Annotated in this window: 14 protein-coding genes; 13 read left to right on the top strand and 1 reads right to left on the bottom strand. The window is 64.0% G+C overall.

What is annotated here, in order from left to right; all coding sequences use genetic code 11:
- The first annotated feature begins 102 nt into the window (after positions 1-102).
- Complete coding sequence (locus tag QWY79_RS02240; RefSeq protein ID WP_290269472.1) at positions 103-756, top strand: hypothetical protein; 654 nt, start codon at positions 103-105, stop codon at positions 754-756.
- A gap of 103 nt (positions 757-859) precedes the next feature.
- Positions 860-1786, top strand: coding sequence for a LysO family transporter (locus tag QWY79_RS02235; protein ID WP_290269470.1), 927 nt, complete (start codon positions 860-862; stop codon positions 1784-1786).
- Between the two features lie 360 nt (positions 1787-2146).
- On the opposite strand, the gene QWY79_RS02230 is transcribed toward QWY79_RS02235, so the two are convergent.
- The gene (locus QWY79_RS02230; RefSeq protein WP_290269468.1) at positions 2147-3685 is read right to left on the bottom strand and encodes a carbohydrate porin; all 1539 of its coding nucleotides are present in this window, start codon (positions 3683-3685) and stop codon (positions 2147-2149) included.
- Between the two features lie 425 nt (positions 3686-4110).
- Between QWY79_RS02230 and QWY79_RS02225 the strand changes: the two genes are divergently transcribed.
- From QWY79_RS02225 to QWY79_RS02175, 11 genes are all read left to right on the top strand, one after another.
- Entirely contained in the window at positions 4111-5370 is a 1260-nt protein-coding gene (locus QWY79_RS02225; protein WP_290269466.1) for an ABC transporter substrate-binding protein, read from the top strand.
- Between the two features lie 15 nt (positions 5371-5385).
- Complete coding sequence (locus tag QWY79_RS02220; RefSeq protein WP_290269464.1) at positions 5386-6363, top strand: carbohydrate ABC transporter permease; 978 nt, start codon at positions 5386-5388, stop codon at positions 6361-6363.
- On the top strand, positions 6360-7202 hold the full coding sequence (locus tag QWY79_RS02215) for a carbohydrate ABC transporter permease (protein WP_290269463.1): 843 nt from the start codon (positions 6360-6362) through the stop codon (positions 7200-7202). The genes QWY79_RS02220 and QWY79_RS02215 overlap by 4 nt, the downstream gene beginning before the upstream one ends.
- A 68-nt stretch (positions 7203-7270) precedes the next feature.
- Positions 7271-8887 (top strand): alpha-glucosidase, encoded by a 1617-nt coding sequence (locus QWY79_RS02210; RefSeq protein WP_290269460.1) that lies wholly within the window; start codon positions 7271-7273, stop codon positions 8885-8887.
- 39 nt (positions 8888-8926) lie between these two features.
- Positions 8927-10033 (top strand): ABC transporter ATP-binding protein, encoded by a 1107-nt coding sequence (locus QWY79_RS02205; RefSeq protein WP_290269458.1) that lies wholly within the window; start codon positions 8927-8929, stop codon positions 10031-10033.
- A 66-nt stretch (positions 10034-10099) separates the two neighbouring features.
- Positions 10100-11764: an alpha-amylase family glycosyl hydrolase gene (locus QWY79_RS02200; protein WP_290269456.1), complete on the top strand. Its 1665-nt coding sequence runs from the start codon at positions 10100-10102 to the stop codon at positions 11762-11764.
- 47 nt (positions 11765-11811) lie between these two features.
- Positions 11812-13098: an ABC transporter substrate-binding protein gene (locus QWY79_RS02195; RefSeq protein WP_290269454.1), complete on the top strand. Its 1287-nt coding sequence runs from the start codon at positions 11812-11814 to the stop codon at positions 13096-13098.
- Positions 13099-13154: 56 nt separating this feature from the next.
- A complete protein-coding gene (locus QWY79_RS02190) occupies positions 13155-14441 on the top strand; it encodes an ABC transporter substrate-binding protein (protein WP_290269452.1) in 1287 nt (428 codons plus the stop codon).
- A 257-nt stretch (positions 14442-14698) separates the two neighbouring features.
- Positions 14699-15751 carry a LacI family DNA-binding transcriptional regulator gene (locus QWY79_RS02185; protein WP_290269451.1) on the top strand — a complete coding sequence of 351 codons (1053 nt, stop codon included), beginning with the start codon at positions 14699-14701 and terminating at the stop codon, positions 15749-15751.
- 128 nt (positions 15752-15879) lie between these two features.
- Positions 15880-17310, top strand: coding sequence for an ATP-binding protein (locus QWY79_RS02180; protein WP_290269448.1), 1431 nt, complete (start codon positions 15880-15882; stop codon positions 17308-17310).
- Positions 17307-18008, top strand: a complete 702-nt coding sequence (locus tag QWY79_RS02175; RefSeq protein ID WP_141317160.1) for a response regulator — start codon at positions 17307-17309, stop codon at positions 18006-18008. The genes QWY79_RS02180 and QWY79_RS02175 overlap by 4 nt, the downstream gene beginning before the upstream one ends.
- Positions 18009-18129: the final 121 nt, after the last annotated feature.

Genomic DNA, 18129 nt, shown 5'->3' with positions numbered 1-18129 from the left:
TATTGGCAGCGGCCACGACGTTCGCGGCCGGCTCGGGAACCTCCAGCCGCCCCGCGGCATCTGATGACCATGCCCGCTATCTCGACGACACAAGGAAGTCTCATGACCCAGCGCTTGCTCCCGACGCTGCTCCTCTTGCTGATGCTGCCGGCCGGCAGCGGCCTGGCCGCCGACACACCGCCGCGCCCCTTCGAGGCGCACTACCATCTCACAGTGGACGGCTGGCCGGATGCCGATATCCAGCACCGCCTGACGGCCACGGCCAGCGGCTGGGAGAGCGAGATGAGTGCCAGGCTGCCCGGCATCAGCGGCCACGAAACGGGCCGCTTCCGCGTCGGCCAGGGGGCATTGCAGTCCTACTATTACGCTTCCGGCTATTCACTGCTGGGGATCCAGAAGTCCTATCGACTCGACCATGAGGCCCTCGCCGATCGGCCGGACCGTCAGAGCGCGCTCTTCGCCCTGTCACGCCGCGCCATCGACCGGCCCTGCGAGACGGCCTGCCGCGTCGAGTACCTGGACCATCGCGGTCGCCAGGAAAGCGTCGACTATCGCGTGCTGGGCCGCCGATCGCTGACCCTGCCCGCCGGCGAATTCGAGGCCCTGCGCGTGGAGGTGACCGAGCCTGACGATGACGACAGCCGGCTGGTCTTCGACTTCCTGCCGCGCCTGCCCGGCCTGCTGCTGTCGATGACCTACTACAGCGATGGCAAGCGCAAGAGCCAGCTGGAGCTGACCCGACTCGAGACGCCCTGATCGGCGACGGCCCTTCCACTGCTCAGGCAGGAGCGCCTAGAATGGCATTTCATTAGTGCACTAAACGCCGCTGTGCGCACGCCTCCATGGAAGGAATCCTGCGATGTTGAGCAGTCTGTTGATCGTCCTCTTGCCACTGGTGCTCGGCTATCTGGTGCCTGTCCGCCAGCCTCGGGTACTCGATGCGATCAACCGGGGCGTGAGCGCCTCCATCTACGTGATCCTGCTGCTGATGGGCATCAGCCTGGCGGGCCTCGACGATCTGGGCGGCAAGCTGTCGCAGCTGGGCGGGCAGTCACTGTTGCTGTGCGTGGTGATCTCCGCCTGCAACCTGGCGGCCCTGGCCTGGCTGTCACGCCGGCTGCGCCTTGAAGTCGCGGCCTCGACCTCGGTGGCCGATGCGCCGACCAGCAAGCTGGCCGCCATGGCCGGCTCCATGTCGCTGATCGGGGCCGTGCTGGCCGGCGTCATCCTCGGCCTGCTGGCGAGCGGGCCGCTGGGCCTGCGCCTGTTCGACGCGGCCGAGACCCTCTCGGAGTGGGTCCTGTATCTGCTGCTGGCACTGATCGGTTGCCAGCTGCGCAATTCCGGCATGCCCCTGCGGCAGATCCTGCTCAACCGCTTCGGCCTGGCCATTGCCAGCGTGCTGGCCGCCAGCTCGCTGATCGGCGGGCTGCTGGCCGCCCCCCTGCTCGACCTGCCATGGAACGAGGGCCTGGCCATGGCCGCCGGCTTCGGCTGGTATTCGCTGTCCGGAATCCTGATCGGTGATCAGCTGGGGCCATTGCTCGGCGGCATCGCCTTTCTCAATGACCTGATCCGCGAGCTGCTGGCCTTCGTACTGATCCCGCTGGTCATCAAGCGACACCCGGCGCTGGCCATCGGCTACGGCGGCGCCACTTCCATGGACTTCACCCTGCCGGTGATCCAGCAACACGGCGGCGTCGCCTGTGTCCCGGTGGCCGTGGTCAGCGGCTTTATCCTCTCGCTGCTGTCACCGCCGCTGATCCTGTTTCTGCTGACGTTGTAACCCCATTTCACCCTGCCGCTCTCCCGGGTTCACCCAGCAACACGGCGGCGGCGCCTGCATCCCGGTGGCCGTGGTCAGCGGCTTTATTCTCTCGCTGCTCTCGCCGCCGTTGATCCTGTTTCTGCTGACGTTGTAACCCCATTTCACCCTGCCGCTCTCCCGGGTTCACCCAGCAACACGGCGGCGTCGCCTGCGTCCCGGTGGCCGTGGTCAGCGGCTTTATCCTCTCGCTGCTCTCGCCGCCGCTGATCCTGTTCCTGCTGACGCTCCAGGCAGCCAACGACAAAAAAAAAGCCCGCGCAGGGCGCGGGCAAGTGCATCACAACAGCACAGGGATACTGGACAAGAAAGACGCGACCGTCAGAACCAGACTTCGGTCTGCACGCCGAAGGACCAGTCGTCGCCGGTGAAGCCGGGCTTACCAAAGGAGTCACCGGCGCTGTAATTATTCAGCTCTTCATCCCAGTCGCTCCAGGAAGCGAAGACCCGAATCTCCGGACGCTGCCAGAAGCCGCCCACCTCGGGCTTGAAGGTCGGTGCGATGGTCAGCTTGGTGTAGTCACCCTCGACGGCGTTGTTGCCGCCATAGCCTTCCGGCGAGATGTCCATCCACTGGTAGCTGCCCTCGTACTGCATCTCGAAGTTTTCGGTCAGCTCGTTGGCCAGACGGACGTTGAAGGTCGCCCAGTCGTACTGGTCGCCCTGGACATAACGGTCCTCGCTGGTCTCGGCCAGGATGGCCGGTGCGACACGCCACTTGGGCGCCATATAGGTGGTGCCATACAGGCCGATGCGCGTGGCGGTGGCATCCTCGGTCAGGTCGCCGTTACTGCCGATGGTCTTGGTCGCGGCCCCGAGACCCTGGCCATGCATGACGGCCGCCTTGAAGTTGCCGTCATTGAGACCGAAGAAGTCATCGCCATGATAGGCCACCATGGTGTGCACGCCATTGTCGGCGGCATCCAGGGAGCTCGGGGTCAGCCGCTCATCGTTGTCGGTGGCATTGATGCCGCTGACCATCCATTGCCAGTTACCGAAGTAGTTGTTGGAGGTCAGGATGAGACTATCGGTGCTGTCGGTCTCTTCCGCCGCCGGGCTCATGCTGTCCACCGGGAAGTCGGTGAAGCTGCGGCCATAGACGGACAGGTTGGACTTCCAGTTGTCGGCCAGTTGCATGTCATAGATACCGCCACCGGTACCGGCCAGGAATACGAAGTCACTGTCGAGCCAGTGGATGTCGAAATTGTCACGATCGAAGCGCTTGCCCGCCCAGATCTTGGCATCCTCGAAGGCACCGGTGAAGCTCGGCAGGTCGCTGAATTCGGCGTAGACCTGACGCACGTTGAGATTCGACTCGCCGGCCGTCCAGTCGTTGCTGGTGGTCACGCCGTCGGCGATCATGGTGGTGTACTTGGCCTTGGCGCCATTGTCGAAGCGCATCTTGTAGTTGAGGATCGCTTCGGCATAGGTATCCGGCTCATTGCCCAGGCGCCCCACGGGACCGCCCTGGCTCCCGGCCGGGGTCACATAGGGGCCACCCTCGGAGCTTCTGCCATCCTCGCCGATCAACAGACCGGAGCGGGCATAGACGTTGAAGGAGAAGCCTTCTTCACCATTGGCATGGCGCTCCACCTCGGCCAGCCGTGACTCGATGTCCTGGCTGACGGACTCCGATTCGCTGGCCTGTACCTCGGCCATTTCCTGCTCGGCCTGATCGGCGCGTTGCTCGGCGGCGGCGGCACGCTTTTCGGCCGCCACGATGCGTTGCTCCAGCTCGGCCAGGCGTTCTTCCAGTTCGCTGTTCGACTGCGCATGGGAGAGTGCGCTGGCCGTCATGGCCGCCGCAGCCACAGCCAGAACCAGCGGAGACTTCCTTGGGCGTGCGTTCGCAGATGTCATCTCGTTCAAAGCCTTTGTTGTTGTCACGGGGAAAGACCAGCCGGCGACGCTAGCAGCCAAGCCAAATAACATCGGATGACATTTCAGCGACAAACCGAACTTAATCGATTAAGAAAATAGTTCGCTGTCGGCGGTTTTTAAATACCACCTAGGTCTAATACAGGCACTGAATTGCAACACATGGTAAACCGTCGACCGATCCGCTTTGCATCCGCTTCAGCGTGATGTATCAAGCGCATGCGCGAAGCCACGGCGCCTTTACGACAAAAGTTTAGGTTGCGCGCCTGTGACTTCCTAGCTTAACTGACAACATGTCTTAATCGTTTAAGACAGCGACAGGATGAATCGCCTTTTCGCATCGACACCGGCATGCACGCCATCACGAATGTCGAGCCACACAACAAGAAATTCGCCTGAGGAGCACTATGAACAGCAAATGGATTCCCGCTATCGCCCTCGCCGGCCTGGCCGCCCAGCAGGCCCATGCCGAAGAATTGACCATCTCCTGCGGTGCCGTGGGTGCCGAACTCCAGCTATGCGAGGAAGGCGTCAACGCCTGGGAGGAAAAGACCGGGCACTCGGTCGATATCGTCTCGACGCCCAATTCTTCCACCGAACGTCTGTCGTTCTATCAGCAGATCCTCTCGGCCCAGTCCAGTGATATCGACGTCATGCAGATCGATGTCATCTGGCCCGGCCTGCTGGCCAACCATCTGGTCGATCTCAAGGATCAGTTGGGCGACGACGTCGCCGAAGGCCACTTCGAGGCCATCGTCGAGAACAACACCGTGGATGGCCGCATGGTCGCCATGCCCTGGTTCACCGATGCCGGCGTGCTCTACTACCGCAAGGACCTGCTGGAGAAATACGACGCCGAGCCACCGGAGACCTGGCAGGAACTCACCGAGACCGCGCGCCGCATCAAGCAGGCCGAGCGCGAAGCCGGCAATGAGGACATGTGGGGTTATGTCTTCCAGGGGCGCGCCTACGAGGGCCTGACCTGCAACGCCCTGGAGTGGATCGCCAGCAGCGGTGGCGGCACCCTGATCGACAGTGACGGCGAGATCACCATCGATAACGAGCAGGCCGCCGAGGTGCTGGACCTGGCCGCCACCTGGATCGGCGATATCTCGCCGGAAGGCGCCCTGAATTACACCGAAGAGCAGGCCCGCGGCATTTTCCAGTCGGGTGATGCCGTCTTCATGCGCAACTGGCCCTATGCCTGGTCGCTGGCGCAGAGCGAAGAAAGCGAGGTCCGCGACAAGGTCGGCGTCGTCGCCCTGCCCCACGGCGAAGGCAACGAGAGCGCCGCGACCCTGGGCGGCTGGAACCTGGCCGTGTCGCGCTACTCCGAGAACCCGGAGCTCGCAGTCGATCTGGTGCAGTACCTGACCTCCAAGAAAGAGCAGAAGCGCCGCGCCATCGAGGCCTCCTACAACCCGACCATCGACGCCCTGTATCAGGACGAGGAAGTCATCGAAGCGGTGCCCTTCTTCAAGACCCTGTATCCGGCCTTCACCAACGCCGTCGCGCGTCCCTCGGCGCCTACCGGCGACAAGTACAACCGCGTCAGCAACAGCTTCTTCAACGCCGTGCACAACGTGCTTTCCGGCAACCAGAGCGGAGCCGAAGCCGTATCACAGCTGGATAGTGAACTGTCGCGTATCAAGCGTCGTCGCTGGTAAGCCAGGAGGCTTCTCATGTCCCAATCTGCCACTCAAGGCGCCCCCCAGGAAGGGGGCGCCGCACCTGCCACCGGTTATCGCAGCACCAAGGTTCGCCGCCAGCGCGTACGCGCCGCCTGGATATTCCTGGCGCCCATGCTGGTCACCCTGGTGCTGGTGGCCGGCTGGCCACTGCTGCGCACCTTCTACTTCAGTTTCACCGACGCGTCCTTGTCGGATACCGGACGCGCCGCCCTGATCGGCTTCGAGAACTACCTGGTCTACGCTGACGGCGCCTGGTACGGCCTGTTGACCGACCCGGTGTGGTGGCAGTCGGTGTGGAATACCTTCTATTTCAGTATCGTCTCGGTGTCGCTGGAAGTGGTCTTCGGCGTCATTGTCGCCCTGCTGCTCAATGCCGAGTTCAAGGGGCGCATGCTGGTCCGTGCGGCAGTGCTGATCCCCTGGGCGATTCCGACCATCGTCTCGGCCAAGATGTGGGCCTGGATGCTCAATGACCAGTTCGGCATCATCAACCACATGCTGATGGCACTGGGGTTGATCGATGCGCCACTGGCCTGGACGGCCAATGCCGACCTCTCCATGTGGGCGGTGATCATGGTCGACGTGTGGAAGACCATTCCCTTCGTTGCCCTGCTGGTGCTGGCCGGCCTGCAGATGTTGCCCAAGGATTGCTACGAGGCCGCCGAGGTCGATGGCATCTCCCCCGTGAAGGTGTTCTTCCGCGTCACCCTGCCGCTGATCACGCCGACTCTGCTGGTCGCCGTCATCTTCCGCCTGCTGGATGCCCTGCGCGTGTTCGACGTGATCTACGTGCTCACCTCGAACTCGACCAACACCATGACCATGTCCATCTATGCGCGCCAGCAACTGGTGGAGTTCCAGGATGTGGGTTACGGCAGTGCCGCCTCGACCATGCTGTTCTTCATCATCGCCCTGGCCGTGGTCATCTACCTGTACCTGGGGCGTCGTCAACTGGGAGTCGACCAATGAACCAGTATCAACTGATGAAACTCCTCAAGCGCGTCGGCCTCTATGCCCTGATCGCCGTGGTGCTGGTCTACGCCGTCTTCCCGTTCTACTACGCGGTGATCACTTCGCTGAAGCCGTCCAGTGACCTCTTCCAGGTGGATTTCTGGCTGTCTTCCGTGGACTTCAGCAACTATGCGCAGATCCTCAGCCAGGGCAGCTTCGTGCGCGCCATCTTCAACTCCATCATCGTCGCCCTGTCGGTGGTCTTCATCGCCCTGCTGCTGGGCATCACCGCCGCCTATGCGCTGGGGCGCGTGCGCTTTCGCGGGCGCACCACCGTGCTGCTGACCATCCTCGGTGTCTCGATGTTTCCGCAGGTGGCCGTGCTGTCGGGGCTGTTCGAGGTCATTCGTACCCTGAACCTCTACAACAACCCGGCCGGCCTGGTGCTCAGTTACACCATCTTCACCCTGCCGTTCACGGTCTGGGTACTGACGACCTTCATGCGCCAACTGCCGCAGGAGCTCGAGGAAGCCGCGATCATGGACGGCGCCACCCCCTGGGTGACCATCACTCGCGTCTTCCTGCCACTCATGTGGCCGGCCATGGCGACGACCGGCCTGCTGGCCTTCATCGCCGCCTGGAACGAGTTCCTGTTCGCCCTGACCTTCACCCTGACCGATGATCAGCGCACCGTGCCGGTGGCCATCGCCCTGATCTCCGGCGGCAGCCAGCACGAACTGCCCTGGGGGCCCATCATGGCGGCCTCGGTGACCGTCACCGTCCCCCTGGTCATCTTGGTGATGATCTTCCAGCGACGCATCGTCTCGGGACTGACAGCCGGCGCGGTCAAGGGCTGACGCCTAAACGACGAACAAGGTGCTCATGGGGTTTGTCCCCGGGTACCCCTCGAATTAAGGAATGCAAGATGCAAGACAATACCTTCTGGTGGCGTGGCGGCGTCATCTACCAGATCTACCCACGCAGCTTCATGGATGCCAGCGGCAATGGCATCGGCGACCTGGCCGGTGTCACCAGCCGCCTGGACTATGTGGCGAGCCTGGGAGTGGACGGTATCTGGTTGTCGCCCTTCTTCACTTCACCAATGAAGGATTTCGGCTACGACATCAGCGACTACCGCGGTGTCGATCCCATGTTCGGCTCACTGGAAGACTTCACGGCCCTGATCCGGCGCGCCCACGAGCTGGGCCTGAAGGTGATCATCGACCAGGTACTCAGCCATTCCTCGGATCGCCACCCCTGGTTCCAGCAGAGCCGTCAGGATCGTGACAATGCTCGAGCCGACTGGTACGTCTGGGCCGACCCCAAGCCGGACGGCACGCCGCCCAACAACTGGCTGTCGATCTTCGGCGGGCCGGCCTGGACCTTCGACTCGCGTCGTCGCCAGTATTATCTGCATAACTTCCTTGCCAGCCAGCCGGACCTGAACTTCCACAACCCGGAGGTTCGCCAGGCCCAGCTCGACAACATGCGCTTCTGGCTGGACCTCGGGGTCGACGGCTTCCGCCTGGACACCGTCAATTTCTACTATCACGACCCGGCGTTGCGCGATAACCCGCCGGTGCTCGAGGGTGAATCCAAGACGCTGGGGGCACCGGACAGCAACCCCTACACCTGGCAGAAACACCAGTACGACATCAGTCGGCCGGAAAACCTGGACTTCCTCAAGGACCTGCGGGCGCTGATGGATTCCTATCCCGGCACCACCACGGTCGGCGAGATCGGCGACGATTCACCGCTGGAGCGCATGGCGGAGTACACCGATGGTGGCGACAAGCTGCACATGGCCTACACCTTCGACCTGCTCAACGAGCCACGCTCGCCGCGCTACATCCGCCAGGTAATCGAGCGCTTTCAGACGCTGTCGGCCGACGCCTGGCCCTGCTGGGCGCTGTCCAACCATGATGTGGAGCGCAGTGCCTCACGCTGGGGAGCCAGCGAGGATCACGCCGCCTACCCCAGGGTGACACTGGCCATGCTGTTCTCGCTGCGCGGCAGCGTCTGCCTGTACCAGGGCGAGGAGCTGGGCCTGCCGGAAGCCGAAGTGCCCTTCGAGCGCATTCAGGATCCTTATGGCAAGGTCCTGTGGCCCGAGTTCAAGGGTCGCGATGGCTGCCGGACTCCCATTCCGTGGCGGCAGACCGAGCGCGGCGGTTTCTCCACTGCCGAACCCTGGCTGCCTCTCGATGACCGCCATCTGGTGCTGGCGGTGGAAGAGCAGGAACAGGATCCGGCCTCCACCCTCAATACCGTACGCAAGCTCCTGGCCTTCCGGCGTCAGCACCCGGCCCTGCATGACGGTGACCTGACACTGCTGGATGTCGGCGATTCATTGCTCGGCTTCATTCGCGAGCGCGACGCAGAACGCCTGCTGTGCCTCTTCAATCTGACAGGCGATACGCAAAGCACGCGACTGGCCACGACCGGCCAGCTCATCGATGACCTTGGCTTTTGCTGTGAACTGGAGGGCGACACCCTGACGTTGCCGCCCTACCAGGCAGCCTACATGAGCCTGGATTCCTGAACACAACAACACCGGCACACGCCGACAAGGAGATGTCACATGGCAAGCGTGACCCTTGAGAAGCTCAACAAGATCTTCGGCAGCACCCATATCATCAAGGACGTCGACCTCAAGATTGGCGACGGCGAGTTCGTGGTCTTCGTCGGCCCCTCGGGTTGCGGCAAGTCGACCCTGCTGCGCCTGATCGCCGGCCTCGAGTCGATCACCGACGGCACCATGCAGATCGGCGACAGCGTGGTCAACGAACTGCCGCCGCGCGAGCGTGGCGTCGGCATGGTCTTCCAGTCCTATGCCCTCTATCCACACATGACGGTCTACGAGAACATGGCCTTCGGCCTCAAGCTGGCCAAGATGTCCAACGAGACCGTCGATGACCGTGTCATGAGCACGGCGCGTATCCTCCAGCTCGAGGATCTGCTGCAGCGCAAGCCCAAGGAACTGTCCGGCGGCCAGCGCCAGCGCGTCGCCATGGGCCGTGCCATGGCCCGCGAGCCGCAGATCCTGCTGTTCGACGAACCGCTGTCCAACCTGGATGCCTCGCTGCGCGTGCAGATGCGCAACGAGATCGCCCGCCTCCACCACCGGCTGGGCTCGACCATGATCTACGTGACCCACGACCAGGTCGAGGCCATGACCCTGGCCGACAAGATCGTGGTGCTGCGCGACGGCCGCATCGAACAGGTCGGTAGCCCTCACGACCTCTATCAGCGCCCGGAGACGCGCTTCGTGGCCGGCTTCATCGGCTCGCCGACGATGAACTTCATGCCGGCGGAGCTGCTCGAGCAGAATGCCGACGGCTGCCGCGTCAAGGTCCCCGGCGTGGGCGAGATCGCGCTGCCCCAGGACGCCAGCAGCGTCAACACCGGCCAGGAGCTGACGCTGGGCGTGCGCCCCGAACACCTGCGTCTGGAAGAGGCCCAGGGCGACAATGCCTTCGAGATCGTCAACGTCGAGTACCTGGGCAACGAGGTCTATGTCTATCTTGAGCCCAAGGCCGGCGACATCCTGCTGGTCCATCGAACCGAAGCCCCGAGCGACTGGAAGGTCGGGCAGCAGGCCGCCCTGGCGCCGGAAATCGAGCACATCCACCTGTTCGACAGTGATGACCAGGCACTGGGGCTAGCCCGCCAATCCGAAGCGGCCTGATAACCCTCAGCGCTACCGCTTGATCCTTCATGACGGGAGTCCCGGCTCCCGTTTTCAGGAGATCTCATGCCTGCGTCCCGACCCTCGAGTTCGTCAAACCCTGACTGGTGGCGCGGTGCCGTCATCTATCAGATCTACCCCCGCAGCTTCATGGACGCCAATGGCGATGGTATCGGCGACCTCCAGGGGATCATCGACAAACTCGACCATGTCGCCTCTCTGGGGGTCGACGCCATCTGGCTGTCGCCCTTTTTCACCTCGCCGATGAAGGACTTCGGCTACGACATCAGCGACTACCGCGGTGTCGATCCCATGTTCGGCAGCCTCGAAGACTTCGACCGTCTCGTCGAGGCTGCTCATGAATGCGGCCTGAAAGTCACCATCGATCAGGTACTGTCACATTCCTCCGACCAGCACCCCTGGTTCACCGAGAGCCGGCAGAATCGCGACAACCCCAGAGCCGACTGGTATGTCTGGGCCGACCCAAATGCGGACGGCACGCCGCCCACCAACTGGCAATCGGTCTTCGGCGGTTCGGCCTGGCAATGGGACACGCGGCGATGCCAGTACTACCTGCATAATTTTCTTGCCGCACAACCGGATCTCAACTTCCGCAACCCCGAGGTGGTCGACGCCATGCTCGAGGAAGTGCGCTTCTGGCTGGAACGAGGCGTCGACGGCTTCCGTCTCGACGCCATCAATTTCTGCACTCATGGCGCACTGCAGGACAATCCACCCCGCGAGGCAATCACCGCCGGCTTCATCGGCGTGCGCCCCGATAACCCCTACGGCTTTCAGCGCCACCTGCACGACAAGTCGCAACCCGAGAACCTGGAGGTGCTGAGACGACTGCGCGCCCTGCTCGACGAGTATCCGGGCACGACCAGTGTCGGCGAGGTGGGCGATGACGATGCCACCGGCATCATGGCGGAATATACGCAGGGCGGCGACAAGCTGCACATGTGTTATTCCTTCAACCTGCTCACCGAGAATCATGATCCGGCACACCTGCTATCCATCGTCACCGAAATGGAAGCGCGTATCGGTGACGGCTGGCCTTGCTGGGCGCTCGGCAATCATGACATCACACGACTGGCCTCCCGCTGGAACGCCGACCATGCGCCGGCCCGACAGCGTCTCTTCCTCGCCTTCCTGCTGACCCAGCGCGGCAGCGTCTGCCTGTATCAGGGCGAGGAACTGGGGTTGACCGAGGCCGAACTGAGCTTCGAACAACTGGTCGATCCAGCGGGCATCACCTTCTGGCCGGCCTACAAGGGACGCGACGGTTGCCGTACCCCAATGCCCTGGCAAGCGGATGCTGAAAACGCTGGTTTCACCAATGGTCAGCCCTGGCTACCCATTCCGGCAGAGCATCGGCCGCTGGCCGTGGATCGCCAGGCCAGCCGCGAGGACTCCCTGCTGGCCGCCACTCGCGCTCTGCTGCAGTTCCGACGTCACCAGCCGGCACTGCGTCATGGACAGATTCACTATCTGCCACTCCAGCACGAGGTGATCTGTCTCGAACGCACAACAGCGTCCGGCCGGCTGCTGATAGCCCTCAATTTTGCCGCCTCACCTCGCAGCCTGTCCGTACCCTCGAGCGCCGGGTACTGCGAGGCAACGCCCGACGTCATCAATGGCTGCCTGCGTCGGAGTACCCTCGAACTGCCCGCCCACGGCATTGGCATTATCCGGTGCCCGGATGACAGCCCCTGGGTTCCCTGGCAGTAAACAGCCGCGACCACAATTCTGTCCCGCCAACGTCAGGAGTGATAACAATGCGCTTGAACAACCTCCGCAAGACGAAACACCCACTGATGACCTCGCTGCTGCTGGGCGGCGCCGCCCTGGGGGCTCAACCGAGTCTGGCCACCGAGATCGCCATTGCCTGCGGCTCGGGTGATGCGGCCGACTACTGTCCCACCGTCGCCAAGGAATGGGCCGAGAAAACCGGTAACGACGTCAAGGTGGTGTCGACACCCAATGCCACCACCGAAAAGCTCTCGCTGTTTCAGCAACTGCTCAACAGCCAGTCCAGCGATGTCGATGTCATGATGATCGATATCGTCTGGCCAGGGATGCTGGCGAAGCACCTGATCGATCTTTCCCAATACCTCCCGGAGGATGCCAGCGAAGGCTTCTTTCCCGAACTGATCGACAACAACACCGTCGACGGGCGCCTGGTGGCCATGCCCTGGTACACCGATGCCGGCATGCTGTATTACCGTACGGATCTCCTGGAAAAGCATGGCCACGCGGTACCCGAGACCTGGGAGGAGCTGACCCGCATCGCCACCCAAGTGCAGGCCGCCGAGCGCCAGGCAGGCAATGAGGACTTCTGGGGCTACAGCTTCCAGGGGCGCGCCTATGAAGGCCTGACCACCAATGCCCTGGAGTGGGTCGCCAGTCATGGCGGGGGCACCATCATCGACAGTGACGGCAAGGTCACCATCGACAACCCGCAAGCGGCGCAGGCACTCGACCGGGCCGCCGCCTGGATCGGCACGATCAGCCCCGAAGGCACGCTGAATCATACCGAAGAAAAGACCCGAGGCATCTTCCAGTCCGGCAATGCGCTCTTTCTGCGCAACTGGCCCTATGTGTGGGCACTGGCCAACGGCGAAGGCAGCGAGGTAGCCGGCAAGGTGGGCATGGCACCACTGCCCCACGGCCCCGATGGTGAGTCCGCGGCCGCGCTGGGTGGCTGGAACTTCGCGGTGTCCCGGTATTCGGAGCATCCGCAGCTGGCAACGGAGCTGGTAGCCTACATCACGGCTCGGGCACAGCAGAAGGACCATGCCCTTGCCAAGGGCATGAACCCGACCATCGAGTCACTTTATCAGGACGAGGAAGTGCTCCAGCACAACCCCGCCATGAGCGACCTCTACGAAACCCTGACACATGGGGTGACCCGACCCGCCACGGTGACCGGCGACGCCTACGCCCGCGTTTCCAATGCCTTCTTCAACACCACCCACCGTGTGCTGTCCGGTGAGCTGGAGGGCGACGAAGCCGTCGAGCAGTTGCAGAATCAGCTCGAGCGACTCGGCCGTCGCAACTGGTAAGCCCGGCAGCACCCGGCATGACATCAGCCACCACAAGAACATCAGGAGTCATGACAATGCCCATCACGCCTTTCCATCGCGCTACACGCCCCCTGGTTACCTCGCTGCTGCTGGGCGGCGCCGCCCTGGGGGCTCAACAGAGCCTGGCCGCGGAGGTCTCCATCGCCTGCGGTCCCGGCGACGCCACCGACTATTGCCCGACCCTGGCACAGCAGTGGGCCGAGAAGACGGGGCATGAGGTCGAGGTGGTCTCGACGCCCAACAGTGCCACCGAACGCCTGTCCCTGCTGCAGCAGCTGCTGAACAGCCAGTCCAGCGACATCGACGTGATGATGATCGATACCGTCTGGCCGGGACTGCTCGCCGAACACCTCGTCGATCTGAACGACTATCTGGAGGATGATGCCACCGAGGGCTTCTTCCCGGCGCTGATCAACAACAACACCGTCGATGAGCGACTGGTCGCCATGCCCTGGTACACCAACGCCGGGCTGCTCTACTACCGCAAGGACCTGCTCGACAAGCATGGCCACGAGGTGCCCGAAACCTGGCAGCAGCTGACCGACACCGCCGAGGCGATTCAGGCTGCCGAGCGCGAGGCCGGCAATGATGGTTTCTGGGGCTATGTGTTCCAGGGCCGCGCCTACGAGGGCCTGACCTGCAACGCCCTGGAGTGGGTCGCCAGTCACGGCGGCGGCACCATCGTCGACGCCGAGGGGCAGGTGACGATCGACAACCCGCAGGCCGCGGCCGCCCTCGACCGAGCCGCAAGCTGGATTGGCAACATCAGCCCCGAGGGTGTGCTCAACTACACCGAGGAGGAAACCCGCGGGGTCTTCCAGTCCGGGGAGGCCCTGTTCCTGCGCAACTGGCCCTACGTCTGGTCGCTGGTCAATAGTGAGGGCAGCGAGGTGGCCGGCAAGGTCGGCATGGCAGCCCTGCCTCACGGGCCAGACGGAGAGCCGGCGGCCACCCTGGGAGGCTGGAGCCTGGCCGTTTCGCGTTACTCCGAAACGCCGCAACTCGCTGCCGATCTGGTGGCCTACATCACCGCCAGGCCCCAGCAAAAGGCTCATGCCATCCGAAAGAACCGCAATCCCACCATCGAGTCGCTGTATCAGGACCCGGAGGTACTGGAAAACAACCCGGCGGTGACCAGCGTCCATGAGAACCTGCTCAACGGCGTGGCGCGTCCCGCCTCGGCCACCGGCGATGCCTATGCGCGGGTCTCCAATGCCTTCTTCAACGCCACCCACAGTGTGCTGTCCGGTGAACAGGAAGGCGCCGAAGCCGTCGAGCAACTCCAGAGCCAGCTCGAACGGCTCGGTCGCCGTGCCTGGTAACCTCGACCCTGCCCGGCCTCGGGCCGGGCCTGCCACGCCACCAGGAGTTTCGCGTGCCTGAACCAGCCCCGCTGCGTGCCGATCAACCCGTCCGGTCGGGCCGGCTCCTCTGCCTGGCCGCGGCCGAAGCGATCCGGCCGTGGCTGACATGATGACGCGCAACGCTCTGCGGTGGTGCTGGCCTCGACAGAACCCGCTATACCGCAGCACTCTCGCAGGGTATCCTGATCGGTCAGCTTATTAGCCTGGAAACGAACGTGCCTCCATCGTCACGCCACATCACATTGAAGGAGCTGGCCGCCGAGCTGGGCGTCTCGACAGCGACGGTCTCCAATGCGTTCAATCGCCCCGACCAGCTCTCCCCCGAGCTGCGCCAGCGCGTCTTCCGGGAAGCCAAGCGCCTCGGCTACAACGGCCCGGATGCCAAGGCCCGTAGCCTGCGCACGGGCCGCTCGCAGATCATCGCGGTGATTCTGGCCGAGAGCCTGACCTACAGCCTCAATGACGCCGTGGCCAGCGAGATGCTCTCGGGCATCGCCGAAGTCCTGGATGCCCAGCATCACACCCTGCTGCTGCTCTCGGGTCGGCAGGCGCCGGGGCAGCTCCCCGGTTCGGTGAGCATCGCCGATGGCTTCATCGTCTACGGCCTGATGCCCAGCCTGGAACTCATCGACACCCTGCCGCCGAGCCGTCCGCTGGTCGCGGTGGACTTCAACCTGGACGATCAGCCGACCGTGCATGTCGACAACCTGCCGGCCAGCCGCGCCATTGCCGATCATGCCCTGGCGCAGCGCCCCCGCCGGGTGGGGATCATCACGCTGCGACTCACCGAGCAGCCCTGCAACGGTCGCGTCACCGAGGACCTGGCCTGGCTGAGCGCGGGGCAGACCATTACCCGCGAGCGACTCGACGGCTTCTACCAGGCCCTCGAAGCGCATGACATGGAACCTGACTCGGTGCCGGTATGGAACGTGGAGGAAAACACCCACGATGTCTGCGCGCCGGTCATCGCCGCGATCCTCGACCTGCCGGACGACGAGCGCCCCGATCTGCTGCTGTGCATGTCGGATCGCCTGGCGCTGACGGCCCTGACCCTGGCCGAACAGCGCGGCCTGCGCGTCCCCGATGACCTGCGGCTGACCGGTTTCGATGGTATCGCCGAAGGTCAGTACCGGGCTCCGCGTCTGACCACGGTGCGTCAGAACAGTGTCGAGAAGGGCCGCATTGCGGCGCGCATGATCCTGGGCCTGGATCCGGCGGAGGATAAGCGGCTGGACACCGAGCTCATCATCGGTGAAAGCTGCCCGTGAGGCGGAGGGCGCAGGGCTCAGGATATACACAGGGAAGGACTTTCACGAGGCTTGCACGAAGCCGCCGGCCATCGCGAGTATCCTGACAGGCGACACCCTCATCGACGACCCTGGCGGAACCCCCGAACATGCGCTTCTCCCTTCCCTCCTTCTCGCGGCTCGGCATCAAGCTGTTCGTGATCATCCTGGTGGTCAACGTGGCCATTTCCGGGCTGGTCTTCATCGGCGTTTCCCGCAGCCTCGACCAGGGCTTCATCGAATATCTCGACCGCACCCAGACACGGCGCGCCGAGACCCTCGCCGAGGGGCTGGCCGACGAATGGGCAAGGCGCGGTAACTGGCAGTGGCTGCGTCAGTCGCCGCGCGCCTGGCGTTATCTGGTGCGCCACCAGCTGTGGCCGGGCGAAGCGGCCCCGCCCGAGGGCATAGAGCGCCGTCTGGGCGACCCCCGGGATTTCGTGCTGCACGATGCCAATGGTCTGCCGGTGATCGGCCTCCCGCCGGACAACGATCAGGAGGCGGCCGAGTTGCGCTGGCTGCCGATCAACAGCGATGGCCGGCAGGTCGGCACCCTCGGGTATCGCCCACCCCAGCAGTTGATGGCACGCATGGACCGCATCTTCCTGTCCCAGCAGCGCCGCAATCTGGCCATCATCGTCGCCGCTCTCGGCCTCGCCTCTCTGCTGCTGGCCGGCGGCCTGTCCTGGTGGCTGGGGCGCCGGACCGGCAGCATGACGCTGGCGACACGCCGCCTGACGGACGGCGACTACAGCACGCGCCTGACCGAGCGCGGGGGCGATGAGCTGTCGCGCCTGGCACGCGACTTCAATGTCCTGGCCGCCACCCTGGAGGCCAGTCGCGAGGCCCGCAGCCGCTGGGTCTCGGATATCGCCCATGAGCTGCGCACCCCGCTGGCCGTGCTGCGCGGCGAGATCGAGGCCATGCAGGACGGCGTGCGCAGCCTGGATCAGCACAGCTTGGGCTCGCTGAGCCAGGAAGTCGAACAGCTCGAGCGCCTGGTGGCCGACCTGCGCCTGCTCTCGCAGAGCGATGCCGGCGCCCTGGAAGTTCAGCTGGCCCCGCTGGATCTGGCCGACGGCCTGGCGGCCAAGCTCCACGAAGCCGAGGGCGCGCTGAGTGACCAGGGATTCAGCCTGACCACCAATATCGAAGGGCCCGCCTGGATTCGCGGCGACACGCAACGCCTGCGCCAGCTATGGACCAACCTGCTGGACAACACCTGCGCCTACACCAGGGCCCCCGGCAAGCTGCACGTCGCCCTGACCCGGCAGGGCGAACACTGGCGACTCAGCTGGGAAGACACGCCACCCGGCGTAGCCGAGGCGGACCTGCCGCGCCTCACCGAACGCCTGTATCGCGTCGAAGGCTCGCGCAGCCGGGCCAGCGGTGGCAGCGGCCTGGGGCTCTCGATCGCCATGGCCCTGGCCCGGGCCCACGGGGCCGAGATGACGCCGGGCGTTTCGACGCTGGGCGGGTTATGCTGGACACTGACCTTTCCCGCCATCGACGACCACCAGCTGACAAGGGATGACACATGAGCCGCCTCGAAACCAACCGCGTCCTGATCGTGGAAGATGAACCCAAGATCGCTCGCCTGGTGGCCGACTACCTCGAGGGCAGCGACTACATCACTTATCACATCGATCACGGCGATGAAGTATTGCCCTGGATCGAGACACGCGACCATCCCCCCGAGCTGGTGCTGCTCGATCTGATGCTGCCGGGCACCGATGGCCTGACGCTGAGCCGCGAGATTCGACAGCGCTGGCCGCACGTCGCCATCATCATGCTCACCGCCCGGGTCGAGGAGGTCGATCGACTGCTGGGCCTGGAGCTGGGGGCCGATGACTATATCTGCAAGCCCTTCAGCCCCCGTGAAGTGGTGGCTCGGGCGCGTGCCGTGCTACGCCGCAGCCGCGCCGCCTTGGAGGATGCCACCCCCAGCGTCCCCCTCAGCCTGGACGATGATGGCTGGGTCGCCCTGGCGGATGGCCAGGACCTGGCCCTGACCGCGGTGGAGTTCCAGCTGTTGCGCGTGATGATGCACTCGCCCGGCCGCATCTTCTCCCGCGAGCAGCTCATGGATCACATGTACCGCGACCACCGCATCGTCTCCGAGCGCACCGTGGACAGCCACGTCAAGAAACTGCGCCGCAAGATCGCCGATATCTGGCCGGAGCGCGAGATCATCCGCTCGGTCTATGGCGTCGGTTACAAGTACCAGCCGGAAGAGTGAGAGGGATGAGGTGTGAGGAGCAGGACTGGACGCTGCCAGGACATCATGCGCTTGCGTGGTGAGTCCCTCAGACCGCCATCTACACGCTCTTTGCACGCTTGCTACACCAACCTTGCACTTC

The sequence above is a fragment of the Halomonas sabkhae genome (assembly GCF_030409265.1).
GTDB classification, from domain to species: Bacteria; Pseudomonadota; Gammaproteobacteria; order Pseudomonadales; family Halomonadaceae; genus Halomonas; species Halomonas halmophila.
This window is presented reverse-complemented; position numbering and strand designations above follow the sequence as displayed.